Source organism: Arthrobacter rhamnosi (assembly GCF_054510975.1).
Window position 1 is genome coordinate 697,101 of sequence record NZ_JBTNDN010000002.1, and the last position, 18,063, is coordinate 715,163.

Consider the following 18,063-nt stretch of genomic DNA (forward strand, 5'->3'; position numbering starts at 1 on the left):
CTCGATAGACTGGCCGCATGACCGCCGAGACCTCCGCGCAGACCACCGACCGTACCCGGCTCCTCGAGCTCATCAAGGAACTCGCCGTGGTGCATGAGCGCGTCACGCTCTCCAGCGGAGTCGAGGCCGACTACTACATCGACCTCCGCCGCATCACCCTGCACCACGAGGCGTCCGTCCTCGTGGGCCGCGTGATGCTCCAGTTGCTCGACGACGCCGGCATCACCTTCGAGGCGGCGGGCGGCCTCACCATGGGCGCCGACCCCGTCGGAACCGCCGTGATGCACGCTGCGGCCCAGGCCGGACGGCCGATCGACGCGTTCGTGGTGCGCAAGACCCAGAAGACGCACGGCATGGGCCGGCAGGTCGAGGGACCGGACGTGTCCGGGCGCCCCGTCGTCGTGCTCGAGGACACCTCGACCACGGGCGGCTCCGCGCTCACCGCCGTCGAGGGCGTACGCCGCGCAGGCGGCGACGTGCAGGCCGTCGCCGTCATCGTGGACCGGAGCACGGGCTCCAAGGAACGCATCGAGTCCGAGGCCAGGGTGGCCTACCTCTTCGCCTTCGGCAAGGACGAGCTGGGCCTCGCCTGACGATCACTCCCGGCGGGTTGCGGGAGGGAAGCGCGTGAAGCACGACGACGCCCGCGCCCTGCAGGGCGCCCGCGAGTTCCGTGAGTCCTCCCGCCGGTCCTTCCTGATCGGCTCGGCGGCAGCCGCAGTGGTGACGGCGGACCTCGCCTTCACCCGCGTCATCCAGTCCCAGCGCGACCAGAACCGCATCCTGCCGCTCGACGACGACCGCGCGGCCGCCCGGTTCCCGAACGACCGGTGGGTCCTCTTCCCGGGGTACAAGACCAGCTGGGAGGAGGGGCTCTGGATCCTCAACTCACTGCGGCCGGTCCTGTCCCGGCGTGCGCAGATGGCGGTCCTCGGATACTCCAACCGGGGGCTCGACATCAACAACATCGTGGCCACGATGAACCGCTACGTGGACAACTTCCGCCTCGAGAGGCTCTACTTCTACGGCCACAGTTTCGGCGGGATGGTGGCGGTCGAAGTGGCTGCGCGACTGCGGGACCGCGGGATCCCGGTGGAGCTGGTCCTGCTGGACTCCTCGCCGTCCAGCCGCTTCGACGTCCAGGACCAGCGCATGTTCGACGGCGTGGTGCTGCTCTACGAAGCCGGGGTGCGCGTACCGATCAGCGTGCGGGGGACGTACGAGCTCGGTGAGCGGATCGTCCACAAGAACGAGCGCACCTGGAGCCAGATCATGGACCAGACGCTCGAGCAGCTCTCGCCCCTGGCGCCCAGCAGCGAGCTGATCCAGTCCGAGTCCTCGTACATCTACCACTTCGACGCCACACGGTTCAGGCTCTCCCTCGGGGACACGAAGGTGGTGTTCGCCGGGAACCCGGGCGACGGTGTCGTCGACTACGCGAGGGCCCGTGCGGGCTGGGCACGCGATCTGCCCGACAACGTGATGTCCGTGGACTACGTGACGGACGGTGCGCTGCCTGCACACGCCAGCCCGCAGTGGAACCCAGGGGTGTACCAGGGCATCGTGTCCGCGGTGCAGCGGGAGTACGCGCCGATGCCGCGCGGCGGGGGCTGGAGGAGCTTCTTCTAGAGCCCCGCCAGGCGTGCTGCCGATCAGACCTGGTCGATCAGGTCCGCCACCGAGTCGCAGATCTGCGCCGGGCGGAACGGGTAGGCGTTGATGTCCTCCGGCTGCGTGATGCCGCTGAGCACCAGGACGGTGTGCAGGCCGGCTTCCATGCCGGCGATGATGTCCGTGTCCATGCGGTCTCCGATCATCGCCGTGGTCTCGGAGTGGGCGTCGATCTGGTTCATGGCCGAGCGGAACATCATGGGGTTCGGCTTGCCCACGATGTACGGGTCGCGGCTCGTCGCCGCCGTGATCATCGCCGCTATGGCGCCGGTCGCGGGGAGGGGTCCCTCCTTCGAGGGGCCGGTGACGTCAGGATTCGTCGCGATGAAACGTGCCCCGTCGAGGATCAGGCGTACGGCGGTGGTGATCGCCTCGAACGAGTACGTGCGCGTCTCGCCCAGCACCACGTAGTCGGGGTTGGTGTCGGTGAGGACGAAACCGGCCTCGTGCAGCGCCGTCGTCAGCCCGGCCTCGCCGATCACGTAGGCGCGGCCGCCGGGCAGCTGGTCGCGCAGGAACTGCGCGGTGGCCAGCGCGGATGTCCAGAGGTTCTCCTCGGGGATCTCGAGTCCGGAGGCCTTCAGGCGCGCGGCGAGGTCGCGGGGCGTGTAGATCGAGTTGTTGGTCAGGACGAGGAACCGCTTCGAGGTGGCCACCCACCGTTCGATCAGTTCGGCCGCGCCGGGGATGGCGGAGTTCTCGTGCACCAGCACGCCGTCCATGTCGGTGAGCCAGCACTCGATGTGTTCGTTCTCGCGCATGGGGCTTCCTTCCAAGGGGGCGGACGCACGGGGAACTGCCTGTGCCAGTCTTCCACCTTTGCCGCCGATTACGCTTGGACGGTGAAAGAACCCCTGCTGGAGCCGACCGACACCACCGAGGCCACGCACGGAGCCCCGGGAGGTCCCGCCGTCGGCGTCGGACCCTGGGAAGGTGAGTGGCCCGACGGCGATCACTGGGACCGCGGCCTCCTGGCGGACGGGGACACCCGGAACGTCGTCGACGGCTACCGGTACTGGACGCACGAGGCGATCGTGGCGGACCTGGACGAGCGGCGCCACGGCTTCCACGTCGCGATCGAGAACTGGCAGCACGACCTCAACATCGGTTCGGTGGTGCGTACCGCCAACGCGTTCCTCGCGAAGGAGGTCCACATCATCGGGCGACGGCGGTGGAACCGGCGCGGCGCGATGGTCACCGACCGCTACCAGCACGTCCGCCACCACCCCACGGTGGCCGACTTCACCGCCTGGGCGGCAGCCGAGGGGCTGGCCGTGATCGGGATCGACAACTTCCCGGACTCGGTGCCGCTCGAGACCTACGACCTCCCCGAGAGGTGCGTGCTCGTCTTCGGCCAGGAGGGCCCCGGCCTCACTCCGGAGGTGCACGAGGCCGCGGAGGCGACGCTCTCCATCGCCCAGTTCGGATCCACGCGCTCCATCAACGCCTCGGCGGCTGCCGCGATCGCGATGCACGGCTGGGTGCGGCGGCACGTCTTCGGCCAGCACGTCTGATCGGCATCCGGCCGGACGGGCACATCCGCCCCGGTCCGTCCCCGGTCGCGTCGTCATGAGGCGTCGACTTCCACTGCGCCCGGCAGGTCCGCTCGCTAGGATGAAGCAAGCACTTCCCACCACTAAGGAGTCCTCAGCATGCCTATTGCCACCCCTGATGTTTACGCCGAGATGATCGACCGCGCGAAGGCGGGCGGGTTCGCTTTCCCGGCTGTGAACGTGACCTCCTCCCAGACCCTGAACGCCGCGATGCGTGGTTTCGCCGAAGCGGGCTCGGACGGCATCGTGCAGGTCTCCACGGGCGGCGCTGCCTACTGGTCCGGCGCGAGCGTGAAGGACATGGTCGCCGGTTCGCTCGGCTTCGCGGCGTTCGCGAAGGAAGTGGCGAAGAAGTACGACGTGAACATCGCCCTGCACACGGACCACTGCCCCAAGGACAAGCTCGACGACTTCGTGCTGCCGCTGCTGGCCGCGTCCGAGGACGCCGTGAAGAACGGCCGCGACCCGCTCTTCAACTCCCACATGTGGGACGGGTCCGCCGAGACCCTCGAGGAAAACCTGCGGATCGCCCGCGAGATCCTGCCCCGCGCCGCTGCCGCGAAGATCATCCTCGAAGTGGAGATCGGCACCGTCGGCGGCGAGGAGGACGGCGTGGAGAACGCCATCAACGACAAGCTGTACACCACGGTCGAGGACGCCCTCGCGACCGTGGAGGCCCTCGGTGCCGGCGAGAACGGCCGCTACATCACCGCGCTGACCTTCGGCAACGTCCACGGTGTCTACAAGCCCGGCGGTGTGAAGCTGCGCCCGGAGATCCTCAAGGACATCCAGGACCAGGTGGGCCAGAAGATCGGCAAGGACAAGCCCTTCGACCTCGTGTTCCACGGCGGGTCGGGCTCCTCCGACCAGGAGATCGCCGACGCCGTCTCCTACGGCGTCATCAAGATGAACATCGACACCGACACCCAGTACGCGTTCACGCGTCCCATCGCCGATCACATGTTCCGCAACTACGACGGCGTGCTGAAGGTCGACGGCGAGGTCGGCAACAAGAAGACCTACGACCCCCGCGTCTGGGGCGCCTCCGCCGAGGCCGGCCTCTCGGCCCGTATCGTCGAGGCCGCCGCGTCCCTCGGGTCCGCCGGAAAGAAGCTCTAGCCCGTGTCCGACGAGTTCCGGAAGAACCTCCTGGGGCCCGAGCCCACCCTCCTACCCGAAGAACCCGACGTCGTCGAGCGCCTCGCGGCCGGTGACGAGGCCGTCGACCTGGCAGCCCAGCACCCGACGTCGTCGCTGGTGTGGGCGATCCTCGCCGACGAGGCCTACGCCGAGGGCCGGACGATCGAGTCCTACGCGTACGCCCGTACCGGCTACCACCGCGGCCTCGACGCCCTCCGGCGCAGCGGCTGGCGCGGCGCCGGTCCGATCCCCTACTCCCACGAGCCGAACCGCGGGTTCCTGCGAGCGCTCTTCGCGTTGGGCCGGGCTGCGGCGTCCATCGGCGAGATCGAGGAGGCCGAGCGCATCGCGGTCTTCCTCCGGGAGTCCGACCCGGAGGCGAGCGCCCAGCTGGCGGGCTGACGCCACGGGAAGCAGCCGCATCGGCTGGAGGAATGGCGGGGCGATCGTTCGCCCCGCCATTTTTCCGTTCGGGCGGTGCACGCGGGCGGGCGGTCGGGGCGCCCGGAGTGTCGCTGGTGAGGCGCCTGGTACTTGCTGTTGCAGGTGATAAACGAGTAGTCGGGTTTCTTGTGCTGCCGTTACTCCCGGGATCAGAGTTAATAGCTCCACAGCACGTGGTGAGGCGGATGGAAGTGGTGCTGCAATGTCCACAAAGGTAAGCACGGGACAGCTGTACACGGTGGCCGAGGTGGCCGCGATGATGCGGGTCTCGAAGATGACGGTCTACCGGCTGGTGCAATCGGGAACCATCCGCAGCATCCGGTTCGGGCGGTCCTACCGGGTGCCGCAGAGCGCGGTCCGGGAGTATCTCGACGCAGCGAACCCGGGGTCGGACTTCTCCATCTGACTCCTGCGCAGCAGGTTCCGGACGCGGGCCGGCGAAGGGTGCGGGGTGGCGCTGGATCCTGCCCCGGTACGGCAATCCGTAGTGCCGCGCGCCCTGCTGCAGGAGCCCTTGCCCTGACTATCGATTAACGATAGCTTTGTGTCGTAACTCGGCATAGAAGGAGCTGTCATGGGACGAATCACCGTCGTCGCGCTACGGGTAGTGCTGTGCCTCATGTTCACGGGTGCCGTGTTTATCCAGGTGGTGATGCTCTCGCTCCTCGGCATCGATCTCGACTCCGCCGACCCCGACGTCGCCCTGATCCGGACACCGCTCGTCGTCCTGACGGTGCTCGGAATCCTCGCCCTCCAGGCAGCCGTGGTCTGCGTCTGGGGCCTGCTGACCATGGTGCGCCGCGGGACCGTCTTCTCGACGGACGCCTTCCGGCTGGTCAACACGGTCATCGGCGCGTTCGCCGCTGCGAGCCTGTTCGCATTCGGCCTCGGAGTCGCCCTCGCGCCGGGGGAGGCCGTGGCTCCCGGCGTCGTGCTGCTGATCGGGGGCGTGTCCGTCATGATCGCGGCCGTGGCGCTGATCGTGCTCGTGCTGAGGGCGCTGCTCGTCCAGGCGGTCGACCGGGACGCCGAGGCGCGCCAGCTGCGCACGGAGCTGGACGAGGTCATCTGATGCCCATCGTGGTGCGTATCGACGTCGAGCTCGCCCGGCGGAAGATGAGCGTGGGGGAGTTCGCGGACCGCGTCGGCCTCACGCCGGCCAACGTTGCGGTCCTGAAGAACGGGCGCGCCAAGGCCGTCCGGTTCAGCACGCTCGAGGCGATGTGCAGGGTGCTGGGCTGCCAGCCGGGGGACCTGCTGGAGTGGGTCGACGACGGGACCGACGGGACCGAGGAGAACGGCAGCCGGGACGACGACGTGGGTGCCCGCGACGAGGGAACCAGCGCGGCGGCGGGCGGCGGCTCCGCTGCGGTGCACGGGGAGGGTGGCGCGTGAAGGGGCTCGGCCGGTTCTTCCCTCGGGCTCCGGCGCCCGGCAGAGCGGGTGACCCGGGGATCTTCGGGCCGGGCTCGGCTGCGTGGCGGATCGCGCGCGAGCGCGCCATCTTCGCCGGGGGTCCCGCCGCGCTTCTGCTGCAGCTGGCGCATCCGCTCGTGGCCGAGGGCGTGCGGGCCCACAGCGGGTTCGCCACGGATCCCCTGCAGCGCCTGCGCGGCACGCTCGACGCCGTCCTCACCGTCTCCTTCGGCGACCGGGACCAGGTCCGTTCCGCCGCAGCCCATGTGGCGCGGAAGCACCGACCCGTGCGGGGTACCCTGACCGAGCCCAGCGCATCGCTGCCGGCGGGCACGCCCTACAGCGCGGACCATCCCGAGCTCGCCCTGTGGGTGTTCTCGACCCTCGTCTGGACCGCCCTCGAGGTCACAGACGCCTTCCTCCGTGCGGTCCCGGTGGGGGAGCGGGATGCGTACTACCAGGACATGAAGCGGATGGCGCACCTCTTCGGTGTCCCGGACGCACTCCTGCCGGAGGATTACAGCGCCCTCGAGCGGTACGTGGAGCACCAGGTGCGAGCCTCACTCGACGTCGGCGGCACCGCACGGACGATCGCGGGGCAGATCCTCGCGCCCGACCCGCCGCTCCTGCCGCGGCCGCTCCGTCCGGTGCCCTCCGTGCTCGCCGCAGGAGTCCTCCCTCCCTCCCTGCGCGAGGCCTACGGACTTCCGTGGGGCCGCCGCGAGCAGGCGTCCTTCGCCGCCATCCGCCGGGCCGCACGGCTGGCCGCGCCGCTGCTGCCTGCACGCGTGCGGTACTGGCCGCACTACACCGTCGCCCTCGACCGCGTGCGGGGCGCATCCGGCCGGTAGCGCTGCCGGCTCTCCGTCTCCGGTCGTGTCGGTCCCGAGAGGTGCGTGCCGGGAGCGGTCCCGCCAGTATGCTCGGCTCAACACCCATGTCCGCTCGAAAGGTCCCCACCCATGAGGCTCCTCAGCCGCGCCCTCGCCGCAGCAGCCGTGCTCGTCCTGCTGGCGGCAGGTGCATCACCCGCCACAGCAGTCACCGGTGGGGAGCCCGACGCGGACGATCACCCCGGCGTCGCGCTGGTCTTCACCTACAGCGGCACCGGAGCCCTGCAGCGTTGTTCCGCGACGCTCATCAGCCCCACGGTCCTCCTGACGGCGGCCCACTGCGTCTCGGGGACGGTGGGGGAGTCCTTCGTGACGTTCGATCCCGTGATCGGGAATGCCCCGCCCGTCGCGATCCCGCGAGCCACCGACCCTGCCGTCGGCTACACGCGCGCCGATCTCGCCGCTGCCGGTGCACTGTCCGGCAGTTCCACGGCGCACCCCGACTACTCGGGTGCAGCTCCCGTCACCGACCGGGCCGATGTCGGCGTGATCGTGCTCGACGCCCCTGCGGCCGGCATCGGGCCCGCCGAGCTCGCGCCGGTGGGGTACCTCGACCAGTACCGGGCACCGCTGCTCAATCGGACGATCTTCGAGGTCGTGGGGTACGGCACCGAGGTCCGGAAGCCGGACGCCGGACCGCAGAAGCCCGAGCCCATGAACTTCCCCCTGCTGCGCCGGAGCACGACGTCCCCCGGGCAGAAGCTCGGGGAGCAGGTCCTGCAGCTGCAGGGCAATCCGAACGACCCGCGCGGCGGCGGGGGCACCTGTTCCGGGGACTCCGGCGGGCCCGTGTTCCTGGACGGCTACCTCGTCGCCGTCAGCTCCTACGGGTTCAACACCATCTGCCGGTACATCGACGGCTACCAGCGGACGGACACCGCCGTCGTCCAGGACTGGCTCGCCCTGACGGCCGGCTGACCCGACTCAGGGCTCCGGGCGGCGGATCGTCGTGGTCACGGACACCAGTTGCGGCCGTGCAGGGGCGGAGCTGAAGCCGAACCGCACGGGCGGACGGACGGGGGCGAGCGCACCCAGGTCGGAACCGCGCCAGGTTGCCGCCACCCGGGTGATCGCCCGCGCCGACGTGACTCCGTAGTACTCCGTGCGGCCCTGTCCGGCGGAGCCGGCGGTCGCCACGCCCTTCACCAGGACCGACGCCACCGGGTTGACCAGCGCCAGCCAGCGCGGGTGCGTGGCCAGGCGGGGCGGAACGAGGCGGAGGAGCCGCCCGAGCAGCGTGACGGCCCCGATCCCGGCGAAGACCCGGAGATCCCCGGCCTCCACCTCGAGGCGGTCGCGCGTCAGCGTCGAGGTGATCGGCGAGAGCACGACGTCGTCGAACGCGTACGTCGCACCGACGTAGTCCGCCACGTCCCGGCTCGGAGCGAGCAGGGTGCGGTGGCCCGCTGCATCCTCCATCATGACGTCGGTGAACGCGCCGAACGGGGACGTGTCCCAGCGGCCGATCACCAGCCTGGTGCCCGAGGCGGTGCCGATGCCGGCGATGTGTCCTTCGAAGCGGTCCATGCCCCATTGTGCACGGAATCGTCGCTTGGGAGCGTGCCGCCGGGCGGCACGCGTGCCGTCATGCGCCGCGTTTTTCGGCGCCCCCGGAGCGGCTCGGCTAAACTCGGACGGTAAGAGCCCCAGTGCCCGCGCACACCGTGCGGACGGTTGGGGCGTTCTGATGCACGGCGTACTTCTCCGCGGCGCGGGAAGGGCCGTACCGAATGGGGGAGGATCCCATGCCAGCAATCGTCATTGTCGGAGCCCAGTGGGGCGACGAGGGTAAGGGCAAGGCCACTGACCTGCTGGGCGGCCGGGTCGACTACGTCGTGAAGCCGAACGGCGGCAACAACGCCGGGCACACCGTCGTCGTCGGCGGTGAGAAGTACGAGCTGAAGCTCCTTCCCGCCGGCATCCTCAGCCCCAACGCGATCCCGATCATCGGCAACGGCTGCGTCATCAACCTCGAGGCCCTCTTCGACGAGATCGAAGGGCTCAAGGCCCGCGGCGCGGACACCTCGAGGCTGCGCGTGTCCGCCAACGCCCACCTCGTGGCCCCGTACCACCAGGTGTTGGACAAGGTCACCGAACGCTTCCTCGGCAAGCGTGCCATCGGCACCACGGGCCGCGGCATCGGCCCCGCGTACATGGACAAGGTGGCACGGCTCGGCCTGCGCGTGCAGGACGTCTTCGACGAGTCGATCCTGCGCCAGAAGGTGGAGGGCTCCCTCAAGCAGAAGAACGAACTGCTGGTCAAGGTCTACAACCGGCGCAACGTCGAGGTCGAGGAGGTCGTGGAGTACTTCCTGTCCTTCGCCGAGCGGCTCAAGCCCCTCGTCATCGACTCCACGTTCGTGCTCAACGAGGCGCTCGACGCCGGCAAGGTGGTCCTCATGGAGGGCGGCCAGGCGACGTTCCTCGACGTCGACCACGGTACGTATCCGTTCGTGACGTCCTCGAACCCCACGGCCGGCGGCGCGTCCGTCGGCTCGGGTATCGGGCCCACGCGCATCTCCCGCTCGATCGGCATCATCAAGGCCTACACGACCCGCGTCGGCGCCGGCCCGTTCCCCACGGAGCTCTTCGACGAGATGGGCCTGTACCTGCAGAAGACCGGCGGCGAGTTCGGCGTGAACACCGGCCGTCCCCGCCGATGTGGCTGGTACGACGCCGTGCTGGCGCGCCATGCCTCGCGCGTCAACGGCTTCACCGACTACTTCGTCACGAAGCTCGATGTCCTCACCGGTATCGAGACCATCCCGGTGTGCGTGGCGTACGACGTCGACGGCGTGCGCCACGACGAGATGCCCATGACCCAGACCGAGTTCCACCACGCGAAGCCGATCTTCGAGTACTTCGACGGCTGGACCGAGGACATCACGGGAGCCCGGACCATCGAGGACCTGCCGGACAACGCACAGACCTACGTCCGGGCGCTCGAGAAGCTGTCCGGCACCCGGTTCTCCGCCATCGGCGTCGGGCCCGACCGCGACCAGACCATCGTGGTCAACGACCTGATCGGCGGCTGACCTCCGGTTCCCCGCCGGTCCCGGCGGGCTACCAGCCCCAGGTCCCTGCGCCGCCCTTGAACGGTCCCACGACGGCGGCGGTGATCCAGCCGCCGTAGAAGTCGCCCTCCTGGGACCGGACCCGCTCGCCGTCGACGGTGCACTCGTCCATCCGGGACGGGTAGACGGCGGCGCGGGTGGCCAGGTCCTCGTACCCCGGAACCGGCGTGGGGTAGGTCCAGGCGGCGCGCGGACTGCGCTCAGGTCCTGCGACGACGTCGAAGTAGCCGGCCGTGCCCTTGAACTCGCAGTGCGACGTGCCCTCGACGGGCACGAGCACGCCGGGTGCGAAGTCGCTGATCGGCAGGTAGTAGACGGGCGGGTGGCTCGTCTCGAGCACCCGCACGGCGTCGTCCGTCCTGATGATCAGCCGTCCGCCGAAGCGCACCTCGATGACCGCGGGCGTCCGCTCCACGCGGGGCGGCCTCGGGTAGTCCCAGACGGACTCCTGGCCGGGGCCGGGCTCCACGCGCCTGCTCGTGATCGGGTTCCTCATGGGGAGAAGGCTACTCCGCCGTGCAGGGCGGGAGTCTGTACGCTGGAGAAAAGGCATACGGATGAGGGCGGCATCATGAAGGTCAGCGTTGGTCAGTTCAGGCCGGGTGGGGACGTCCAGGCGAATCTCGCCGTGATGCGGGAACTCGCCGCGGAGGCGAGTGCCGGGGGGTCGGGGCTGATCGTCTTCCCCGAGGAATCGATGTTCTCGATGGGCGAGGTGAAGGGTTCGCTGCGGGAGGCGGTCGACGCCGACTGGAGCTCCTTCGTGCAGCAACTGTCCTTCCTCGCCGCCGAGCAGGGCATCGCCGTCGTCGCCGGAGGCTACGAGCCGAGCGGCGAGGAGCGGCCCTTCAACACGCTCGTCCTGCTCGACGCGACGGGCCGCATCGTGGACACCTACCGCAAGCTCCACCTCTTCGACGCCTTCAGCTACTCCGAATCCACGCGCATCAAACCGGGCGACGGCGGCATCAAGATCGCCGATCTCGGCGACGTCCGGGTGGGCCTCATGACCTGCTACGACCTCCGCTTCCCCGAGCTCGCGCGCGCCCTCGCCGACGCCGGGGCCGACCTCATCTGCGTTCCGGCTGCGTGGTTCAAGGGCGAGCACAAGATCGAGCACTGGGAGACGCTGCTGAAGGCGCGCGCCATCGAGAACACCCTCTGGGTGGCCGCGGCCGGGACGTCCAGCGGCCACACGATCGGCCACTCGGCCATCATCGATCCGATGGGTGTCCCGCAGGTGCACCTCGAGGACGAGGAGCGGGGCCTCGCCACGGCGGAGGTCACCCGCCGCAGGGTCGACGACGTCCGCGAGTTCCTGCCGGTGCTCCGGAACCGGCGCTTCGCCCGGAACGACAGCATTGTCGACTCCCACTGACGCAGCCGGCCCTCCGGAGGCAGTGCCCGCCGGGGAGCGGGCCCGGCAGGCGGACACCGGCCGCGCCGCGAACATCAGGGACGTAGCCCGCCGCGCCGGTGTCTCCCACCAGACCGTGTCGCGGGTCCTCAACGGACACCCGAGCCTGCGGGCCGAGACGCGGGACCGCGTCCTGGTCGCCATGGACGAGCTCAGCTTCCGCCCGAACAGGGCCGCCCGCGCCCTCGTGACCAGCCGCTCCACCACCATCGGCGTCCTGGTGGGCAAGGGCTTCGAGTACGGGCCCGCCGCCAGCCTGCAGGCGATCGACAGTGCGGCGCGCGAGGCGGGGTACGCCGTCGACGTCGCGCACCTCGACGCCATGGACGCCGGCTCGATCCGCTCCGCGCTGGACCGCCTGCTCGCCCACGGGGTCGACGGGCTCGTCATCCTGGCACCGCAGATGCAGGCCCTCGGTGAGATCGGGCGCCTGTCCATCAGCCTTCCGTTCGTGACCGTGCACTCCCCGCGGGCCCAGGGGGACCACCGGCTGTCGATGGACCAGTCGGGAGGCGCCGCCCTCGCGACGCGCCACCTCCTCGAACTGGGGCACCGACGGATCGTGCACGTCGCCGGTCCGGACGGCTGGTTCGAGACGGAGGCGCGCGTGCGCGGGTACTGCGGAGAGATGGAGGCCTGGGGCTGCGATCCGCAGCTCCAGCTGTCGGGGGACTGGACCGCGGAGTCGGGGTACCGGGCAGGGCTCGCCCTCGCGGAGGACAGGGGGGTCACCGCCGTCTTCTCGTCCAACGACCAGATGGCGCTCGGACTGCTCCACGCCTTCCGGGAGGCCGGGCGCCGCGTCCCGGAGGACGTGAGCGTCGTGGGCTTCGACGACGTCCCCGAGGCCGCGCACTACTGGCCCCCGCTCACCACCGTCCGCCAGGACTTCCCCGAGCTTGGCCGGCGCTGCGTCGCCAGGCTGCTCGCGCTCATCGGCGAGGCGGGAACGAGCCCCGACGCCGCCGGGACACCGCAGGACGTGGTCCCGGAACTCGTCATCCGGGCGTCGACGGCGATGCCGCCGGCCTGACGGACCCGGGGACCGCCCGCCGACATGCCGTCGGAATCGGGTCGCAGCGTGCTCCCGTGAACGACTCCCCTGTGCGGGGCGGTAGCGGGCGACACGGCAGAACCATTGACATACCCCACGGGCGCTCCCCTACACTGATGAGCGCAGATGTGAACGGTCACATGACCGCGTTGCAGCACCGATGATCCACCAGAGAACCGCAGCGCGGTCTCGAGAAGAACAAAGAGGTCCTTCCCTTGAGTGACTCCACCACGGGCACACCCGCCACGACCGCGGCCGACAGGCCCACCTACGTCATCGGCGTCGACTACGGCACCCTGTCCGGGCGCGCCGTCGTCGTCCGCGTCTCCGACGGCGCCGAACTCGGCGCCTCGACGCTCGAATACCCGCACGCGGTCATGGACTCGACCCTCGCAGCGACCGGCGAGCAGCTTCCGCCCGAATGGGCCCTCCAGGTGCCGTCCGACTACGTCGATGTGCTCCGCTCCGCCGTGCCGGCCGCGGTCGAGGAGGCAGGCATCGACCCGCAGGACGTCATCGGCATCGCCACGGACTTCACGGCCTGCACCATGGTGCCCACCCTCGCCGACGGCACCCCCCTGAACGAGGTCCCCGGCTACGAGGGCCGGCCGCACGCCTACGTGAAGCTGTGGAAGCACCACGCGGCGCAGGGCCAGGCCAACCGCATCAATGACCTCGCCGCCGAGCGCGGCGAGGCATGGCTGCCCCGCTACGGCGGCCTGATCTCCAGCGAATGGGAGTTCGCGAAGGGGCTGCAGCTGCTCGAGGAGGACCGTGAGCTGTACGACCTCATGGACCACTGGGTGGAAGCGGCCGACTGGATCGTCTGGCAGCTCACGGGGGAGTACGTGCGCAACGCGTGCACCGCCGGGTACAAGGGCATCTACCAGGACGGCGCCTACCCGTCCGAGGAGTTCCTCGCCGCGCTGAACCCCGAGTTCGCAGGCTTCGCCCGCGAGAAGGTGGACCACACGATCGGCGCACTCGCCTCGAAGGCGGGCTCGCTCTCCGAGGAGGCCGCCGCCTGGACCGGCCTGCCGGCAGGGATCGCTGTGGCCGTCGGGAACGTCGACGCCCACGTCACGGCCCCCGCAGCGCAGGCCACGGACCCCGGCCAGATGGTGGCCATCATGGGCACCTCGACCTGCCACGTCATGAACTCCGACCGGCTGAGCGAGGTGCCGGGCATGTGCGGTGTCGTCGACGGCGGCATCGTCGAGGGCTTCTACGGCTACGAGGCCGGCCAGTCCGGCGTCGGCGACATCTTCGCCTGGTTCGTCGCGAACCAGGTGCCCGGCGAGATCCGGGACGCGGCCGCCGCGCAGGGCCAGAGCGTGCACGAGTACCTGACGGAGCAGGCGCAGGACGAACCCGTGGGCGCGCACGGACTCGTCGCCCTCGACTGGCACTCCGGCAACCGCTCCGTCCTCGTGGACCACGAGCTGTCGGGCACCATCGTGGGCCTGACGCTCGCCACCAAGCCCCACGAGGTCTACCGCGCACTCCTGGAATCGACGGCCTTCGGGACACGCAAGATCGTCGAGACGTTCAACGCGGCCGGCGTGCCCGTCACCGAGTTCGTCGCCGCGGGCGGCCTCATCCGCAACCCGTTCCTCATGCAGGTCTACGCCGACGTGCTCAACCTGCCCATCTCCGTCATCGGCAGTTCCCAGGGGCCGGCCCTCGGCTCCGCGATCCATGCCGCCGTGGCCGCCGGCGCCTACGAGGACATCCACGCGGCAGCCGCCGCGATGGGCCGCCTGAACCGCGCCGCCTACACCCCCGACGCGGACCGCGCCGCCGCCTACGACGCCCTGTACCGCGAGTACACCGAACTGCACGACTACTTCGGCCGCGGCACCAACGACGTCATGCACCGGCTCAAGGCCCTGCGCCGTTCCGCCCGCTCCCCTCAGGCGGTGTCGGCATGAGCCCTGTATCGCCTGCCGGCACCTTCAGCCCCGAGGTCGAGGCCGCCATCCTCGACGTCCGGAAGGACGTCGCCGCCCTGCACGCCGAACTCGTGCGCTACGGACTGGTGGTCTGGACGGGCGGCAACGTCTCCGGCCGCGTCCCGGGAGCGGACCTGTTCGTCATCAAGCCCTCCGGCGTCAGTTACGACGAGCTGACGCCGGAGAACCAGATCCTGTGCGACCTCGACGGCAACGTCATCGAGGGAACGCCCGGGTCCGAGCGCTCGCCGTCGAGCGACACCGCGGCACACGCCTACGTCTACCGCAACATGCCCGACGTCGGCGGTGTGGTGCACACGCACTCCACCTACGCCGTGGCGTGGGCTGCGCGCGGCGAGCCGATCCCGTGCGTCATCACCGCCATGGCCGACGAGTTCGGCGGCGAGATCCCGGTGGGTCCGTTCGCGATCATCGGCGACGACTCGATCGGCCGGGGCATCGTCGAGACACTGACGAACCACCGGTCCCGCGGCGTGCTGATGAAGAGCCACGGTCCTTTCACGATCGGCAAGGACGCGAAGGATGCCGTCAAGGCCGCCGTCATGCTCGAGGACGTCGCCCGCACCGTCCACATCTCCCGTCAGCTCGGCGCCCCGGCAGGCATCCAGTCCGAGCACATCGACTCACTCTTCGACCGCTACCAGAACGTGTACGGTCAGTCCCCGACTCCAGGAGCCCCCGCATGAGCCCCCTCAGCACGACCCTCGACGCCTACGAAGTCTGGTTCCTCACCGGCAGCCAGGACCTCTACGGCGAAGAGACGCTCCAGCAGGTCGCCGAGCAGTCCCAGGAGATCGTCCGCATCCTCGGGGAGGCCGGCCTGCCCGTGAAGGTGGTCTGGAAGCCGACGCTCAAGGACTCCACCTCCATCCGGCGCATGGCGCTCGAGGTCAACGCCGATGACAACGCCATCGGCGTCATCGCCTGGATGCACACCTTCAGCCCCGCGAAGATGTGGATCGCGGGCCTCGATGCGCTCCGCAAGCCCCTGCTGCACCTGCACACCCAGATCAACGTCGCGCTGCCCTGGGGCGAGATCGACTTCGACTTCATGAACCTCAACCAGGCCGCCCACGGCGACCGTGAGTTCGGGTACATCCAGTCGCGTCTCGGCGTCCCGCGGAAGACCGTCGTCGGGCACGTGTCGGACGCGTCCGTGTGCGCCAAGGTCTCCTCCTGGCAGCGGGCGGCCGCGGGCTGGGCGGCGGTCCACGAGCTCAAGGTCGCCCGTTTCGGCGACAACATGCGCAACGTCGCCGTCACGGAGGGCGACAAGACGGAGGCGGAGCTGCGCTTCGGCGTCTCTATCAACACGTGGGGCGTCAACGAACTCGTCGCGGCCGTCGAGGCCCAGTCCGATGCCGACGTCGACGCGCTCGTGGCCGAGTACGAGGAGACGTACGACGTCGTCCCCGAACTGCGGCGCGGCGGCGAACGGCACGAGTCGCTGCGCTACGGCGCACGCCAGGAACTCGGCCTGCTGTCCTTCCTCGAGGAGGGCGGCTTCGGTGCCTTCACCACCAACTTCGAGGACCTCGGTGCACTCCGTCAGCTGCCCGGACTCGCCGTCCAGCGGCTCATGGCACGCGGCTACGGCTTCGGCGCAGAGGGCGACTGGAAGACCGCCGTCCTCGTCCGGGCCGCCAAGGTCATGGGTGCGGGACTGCCCGGCGGTGCGTCCCTCATGGAGGACTACACCTACCACCTGGTGCCGGGTGAGGAGAAGATCCTCGGAGCGCACATGCTCGAGATCTGCCCCACCCTGACCACGTCGAAGCCCACCCTCGAAGTGCACCCGCTCGGCATCGGCGGCAAGGAGGACCCCGTACGCCTCGTGTTCGACACGGACGCCGGCCCCGGCGTCGTCGTCGCCATGTCCGACATGCGGGACCGCTTCCGGCTGACGGCCAACGCCGTCGACGTCGTCCCGCCCGATGCCCCGCTCCCCAACCTGCCGGTCGCGCGCGCAGTGTGGAAGCCGGAGCCGAGCCTCGAAACCTCCGCAGCGGCATGGCTCAGTGCCGGCGCCGCACACCACACCGTCCTCACCACCGCCGTGGGCCTCGACGTCTTCGAGGACTTCGCGGACATCGCCGAGGTCGAACTGCTGCGGATCGACGCCGATACGAAGCTGCGCGAGTTCCAGCGCGAACTGCGCTGGAACGCGGCCTACTACCGGCTGGCGCAGAAGCTGTAAGAACTCCTCCCCGAAAGCCGGCACTGTCGCCGGAAACTCCACTCAAGAAAGTTGCACCATGAATCGGAAATACCTGGCCGGCATCGCGGCCGCCAGCATCCTGACCCTCAGCCTCACCGCCTGCGGTGGAAGCCGGGGCGGCGGTGACGACGCCGCTGCCGAGGGCGGGTCCAACGAGGGCGCCAAGATCGGCGTGGCCATGCCCACGCAGCAGTCCGAGCGCTGGATCGCCGACGGAGAGAACGTCAAGAGCCAGCTCGAGGAGCTCGGCTACGAGGTGGACCTCCAGTACGCGAACGACGACATCCCCACCCAGGTCTCCCAGATCGAGAACATGATCAACGGCGGCGTGAAGGCCCTCGTGATCGCCTCAATCGACGGCACCACCCTCACGAGCGTCCTCGACCAGGCCGAATCACAGGACATCCCGGTCATCGCCTACGACCGCCTGATCAACGGCTCCGACACCGTGGACTACTACACGACCTTCGACAACAAGGAGGTCGGTGTGCAGCAGGCCACCTCGCTGCTGACCGGTCTCGGCATCCTCGACGCCGACGGCAAGGAGACCGGCGAGAAGGGTCCCTTCGACGTCGAGCTCTTCGCCGGCAGCCCCGATGACAACAACGCGACGTTCTTCTGGGACGGCGCCATGGAGACCCTGCAGCCGTACCTCGACAGCGGCGTGCTGCGCGTCCCCAGCGGCCAGACCGACTTCGAGCAGGCGGCGATCCTCCGCTGGCTGCCCGACACGGCGCAGGACCGCATGGAGGACCTCCTCACCGTCGGCGGCGGCGAGCAGCTGGAAGGCGTCCTCTCCCCGTACGACGGCCTCTCCATCGGCATCATCTCGGCGCTGACCTCGGGCGGCTACTCGGCGGACGACCTCCCCGTGGTCACCGGCCAGGACGCCGAAGTGGGGTCCGTGAAGTCCATCATCGCGGGCGAGCAGTACTCCACGATCTTCAAGGATGTCCGCAACCTCGGCAAGCAGGCCGTCACCATGGTCGACGCCCTCATGAAGGGCGAGGAGCCCGAGGTCAACGACACCGAGACGTACGACAACGGCGAGAAGATCGTCCCGTCCTACCTGCTCGAGTCGGAGATCGTCACGGTCGACAACTACGAGACCGCGCTCGTGGAGACCGGCTACTACACCGAGGACGACCTCAAGTAGCCGTCCCGCACCACCTGTAGCACCTCTCCTGCCTGTGGCTCCGTACCGTTCCGG

Annotated in this window: 19 protein-coding genes and 1 pseudogene; 17 read left to right on the forward strand and 3 right to left on the reverse strand. The window is 69.6% G+C overall.

Going from position 1 to position 18,063, the window contains the following annotated elements:
• Positions 1-17 precede the first annotated feature (17 nt).
• Together pyrE and ACX80J_RS07645 are read left to right on the forward strand one after the other, a co-directional pair.
• Positions 18-593, forward strand: coding sequence for an orotate phosphoribosyltransferase (gene pyrE, locus ACX80J_RS07640; protein ID WP_459347346.1), 576 nt, complete (start codon positions 18-20; stop codon positions 591-593).
• A 34-nt stretch (positions 594-627) separates the two neighbouring features.
• Positions 628-1,629: a thioesterase domain-containing protein gene (locus tag ACX80J_RS07645; protein WP_459345843.1), complete on the forward strand. Its 1,002-nt coding sequence runs from the start codon at positions 628-630 to the stop codon at positions 1,627-1,629.
• Positions 1,630-1,652: 23 nt separating this feature from the next.
• On the opposite strand, the gene ACX80J_RS07650 is transcribed toward ACX80J_RS07645, so the two are convergent.
• Positions 1,653-2,432: an HAD-IIA family hydrolase gene (locus ACX80J_RS07650; protein ID WP_301224076.1), complete on the reverse strand. Its 780-nt coding sequence runs from the start codon at positions 2,430-2,432 to the stop codon at positions 1,653-1,655.
• A gap of 93 nt (positions 2,433-2,525) precedes the next feature.
• Between ACX80J_RS07650 and ACX80J_RS07655 the strand changes: the two genes are divergently transcribed.
• The 8 genes and pseudogenes from ACX80J_RS07655 to ACX80J_RS07690 all read left to right on the forward strand — a co-directional run bounded on the left by ACX80J_RS07655 (position 2,526) and on the right by ACX80J_RS07690 (position 8,035).
• Complete coding sequence (locus tag ACX80J_RS07655) at positions 2,526-3,185, forward strand: TrmH family RNA methyltransferase (protein ID WP_459347455.1); 660 nt, start codon at positions 2,526-2,528, stop codon at positions 3,183-3,185.
• A 138-nt stretch (positions 3,186-3,323) separates the two neighbouring features.
• Positions 3,324-4,343 (forward strand): class II fructose-bisphosphate aldolase, encoded by a 1,020-nt coding sequence (gene fbaA, locus ACX80J_RS07660; protein WP_459345844.1) that lies wholly within the window; start codon positions 3,324-3,326, stop codon positions 4,341-4,343.
• A 3-nt stretch (positions 4,344-4,346) separates the two neighbouring features.
• Positions 4,347-4,766 (forward strand): DUF3151 domain-containing protein, encoded by a 420-nt coding sequence (locus ACX80J_RS07665; protein WP_459314003.1) that lies wholly within the window; start codon positions 4,347-4,349, stop codon positions 4,764-4,766.
• Positions 4,767-5,010: 244 nt separating this feature from the next.
• Entirely contained in the window at positions 5,011-5,214 is a 204-nt protein-coding gene (locus tag ACX80J_RS07670; RefSeq protein ID WP_459314002.1) for a helix-turn-helix domain-containing protein, read from the forward strand.
• A gap of 168 nt (positions 5,215-5,382) precedes the next feature.
• On the forward strand, positions 5,383-5,880 hold the full coding sequence (locus tag ACX80J_RS07675; RefSeq protein ID WP_459347347.1) for a DUF2975 domain-containing protein: 498 nt from the start codon (positions 5,383-5,385) through the stop codon (positions 5,878-5,880).
• Positions 5,880-6,110, forward strand: a pseudogene (locus tag ACX80J_RS07680) (helix-turn-helix domain-containing protein); the annotation flags it as partial. The gene ACX80J_RS07675 and the pseudogene ACX80J_RS07680, both read left to right, overlap by 1 nt.
• Before the next feature lie 89 nt (positions 6,111-6,199).
• Positions 6,200-7,075, forward strand: coding sequence for an oxygenase MpaB family protein (locus tag ACX80J_RS07685; RefSeq protein WP_459345846.1), 876 nt, complete (start codon positions 6,200-6,202; stop codon positions 7,073-7,075).
• Positions 7,076-7,186: 111 nt separating this feature from the next.
• On the forward strand, positions 7,187-8,035 hold the full coding sequence (locus tag ACX80J_RS07690; RefSeq protein WP_459347348.1) for a trypsin-like serine protease: 849 nt from the start codon (positions 7,187-7,189) through the stop codon (positions 8,033-8,035).
• Between the two features lie 6 nt (positions 8,036-8,041).
• On the opposite strand, the gene ACX80J_RS07695 is transcribed toward ACX80J_RS07690, so the two are convergent.
• Positions 8,042-8,644: a hypothetical protein gene (locus ACX80J_RS07695; RefSeq protein WP_459347349.1), complete on the reverse strand. Its 603-nt coding sequence runs from the start codon at positions 8,642-8,644 to the stop codon at positions 8,042-8,044.
• A gap of 218 nt (positions 8,645-8,862) precedes the next feature.
• On the opposite strand from ACX80J_RS07695, the gene ACX80J_RS07700 reads away from it, so the two are divergent.
• Positions 8,863-10,152, forward strand: a complete 1,290-nt coding sequence (locus tag ACX80J_RS07700; RefSeq protein WP_459347350.1) for an adenylosuccinate synthase — start codon at positions 8,863-8,865, stop codon at positions 10,150-10,152.
• A 28-nt stretch (positions 10,153-10,180) separates the two neighbouring features.
• Here ACX80J_RS07700 and ACX80J_RS07705 read toward each other — a convergent pair whose 3' ends face one another.
• Positions 10,181-10,687: a DUF427 domain-containing protein gene (locus tag ACX80J_RS07705; RefSeq protein ID WP_459347351.1), complete on the reverse strand. Its 507-nt coding sequence runs from the start codon at positions 10,685-10,687 to the stop codon at positions 10,181-10,183.
• 75 nt (positions 10,688-10,762) lie between these two features.
• Here ACX80J_RS07705 and ACX80J_RS07710 point away from each other — a divergent pair, with 75 nt between their 5' ends.
• The 6 genes from ACX80J_RS07710 (at position 10,763) to chvE (ending at position 18,009) form a co-directional block, all read left to right on the forward strand.
• On the forward strand, positions 10,763-11,569 hold the full coding sequence (locus ACX80J_RS07710) for a carbon-nitrogen hydrolase family protein (RefSeq protein WP_459347352.1): 807 nt from the start codon (positions 10,763-10,765) through the stop codon (positions 11,567-11,569).
• 22 nt (positions 11,570-11,591) lie between these two features.
• On the forward strand, positions 11,592-12,641 hold the full coding sequence (locus ACX80J_RS07715) for a LacI family DNA-binding transcriptional regulator (RefSeq protein ID WP_459347456.1): 1,050 nt from the start codon (positions 11,592-11,594) through the stop codon (positions 12,639-12,641).
• Between the two features lie 236 nt (positions 12,642-12,877).
• Positions 12,878-14,593 (forward strand): ribulokinase, encoded by a 1,716-nt coding sequence (gene araB, locus ACX80J_RS07720; protein ID WP_459345852.1) that lies wholly within the window; start codon positions 12,878-12,880, stop codon positions 14,591-14,593.
• The gene (locus ACX80J_RS07725; protein WP_459345853.1) at positions 14,590-15,321 is read left to right on the forward strand and encodes an L-ribulose-5-phosphate 4-epimerase; all 732 of its coding nucleotides are present in this window, start codon (positions 14,590-14,592) and stop codon (positions 15,319-15,321) included. The genes araB and ACX80J_RS07725 overlap by 4 nt, the downstream gene beginning before the upstream one ends.
• Positions 15,318-16,832 (forward strand): L-arabinose isomerase, encoded by a 1,515-nt coding sequence (gene araA / locus ACX80J_RS07730; protein ID WP_459347353.1) that lies wholly within the window; start codon positions 15,318-15,320, stop codon positions 16,830-16,832. The genes ACX80J_RS07725 and araA overlap by 4 nt, the downstream gene beginning before the upstream one ends.
• 58 nt (positions 16,833-16,890) lie before the next feature.
• Positions 16,891-18,009, forward strand: coding sequence for a multiple monosaccharide ABC transporter substrate-binding protein (chvE, locus tag ACX80J_RS07735; protein ID WP_459347354.1), 1,119 nt, complete (start codon positions 16,891-16,893; stop codon positions 18,007-18,009).
• Positions 18,010-18,063: the final 54 nt, after the last annotated feature.

Coding starts and splice junctions, on each gene's coding strand:
- ACX80J_RS07705 (WP_459347351.1), bottom strand. CDS start 10,687: ATGAGGAACCCGATCACGAGCAGGCGCGTGGAGCCCGGCCCCGGCCAG.
- ACX80J_RS07700 (WP_459347350.1), top strand. CDS start 8,863: ATGCCAGCAATCGTCATTGTCGGAGCCCAGTGGGGCGACGAGGGTAAG.
- araA (WP_459347353.1), top strand. CDS start 15,318: ATGAGCCCCCTCAGCACGACCCTCGACGCCTACGAAGTCTGGTTCCTC.
- ACX80J_RS07675 (WP_459347347.1), top strand. CDS start 5,383: ATGGGACGAATCACCGTCGTCGCGCTACGGGTAGTGCTGTGCCTCATG.
- ACX80J_RS07710 (WP_459347352.1), top strand. CDS start 10,763: ATGAAGGTCAGCGTTGGTCAGTTCAGGCCGGGTGGGGACGTCCAGGCG.
- ACX80J_RS07695 (WP_459347349.1), bottom strand. CDS start 8,644: ATGGACCGCTTCGAAGGACACATCGCCGGCATCGGCACCGCCTCGGGC.
- fbaA (WP_459345844.1), top strand. CDS start 3,324: ATGCCTATTGCCACCCCTGATGTTTACGCCGAGATGATCGACCGCGCG.
- ACX80J_RS07670 (WP_459314002.1), top strand. CDS start 5,011: ATGTCCACAAAGGTAAGCACGGGACAGCTGTACACGGTGGCCGAGGTG.
- pyrE (WP_459347346.1), top strand. CDS start 18: ATGACCGCCGAGACCTCCGCGCAGACCACCGACCGTACCCGGCTCCTC.
- ACX80J_RS07725 (WP_459345853.1), top strand. CDS start 14,590: ATGAGCCCTGTATCGCCTGCCGGCACCTTCAGCCCCGAGGTCGAGGCC.
- chvE (WP_459347354.1), top strand. CDS start 16,891: ATGAATCGGAAATACCTGGCCGGCATCGCGGCCGCCAGCATCCTGACC.
- ACX80J_RS07690 (WP_459347348.1), top strand. CDS start 7,187: ATGAGGCTCCTCAGCCGCGCCCTCGCCGCAGCAGCCGTGCTCGTCCTG.
- ACX80J_RS07650 (WP_301224076.1), bottom strand. CDS start 2,432: ATGCGCGAGAACGAACACATCGAGTGCTGGCTCACCGACATGGACGGC.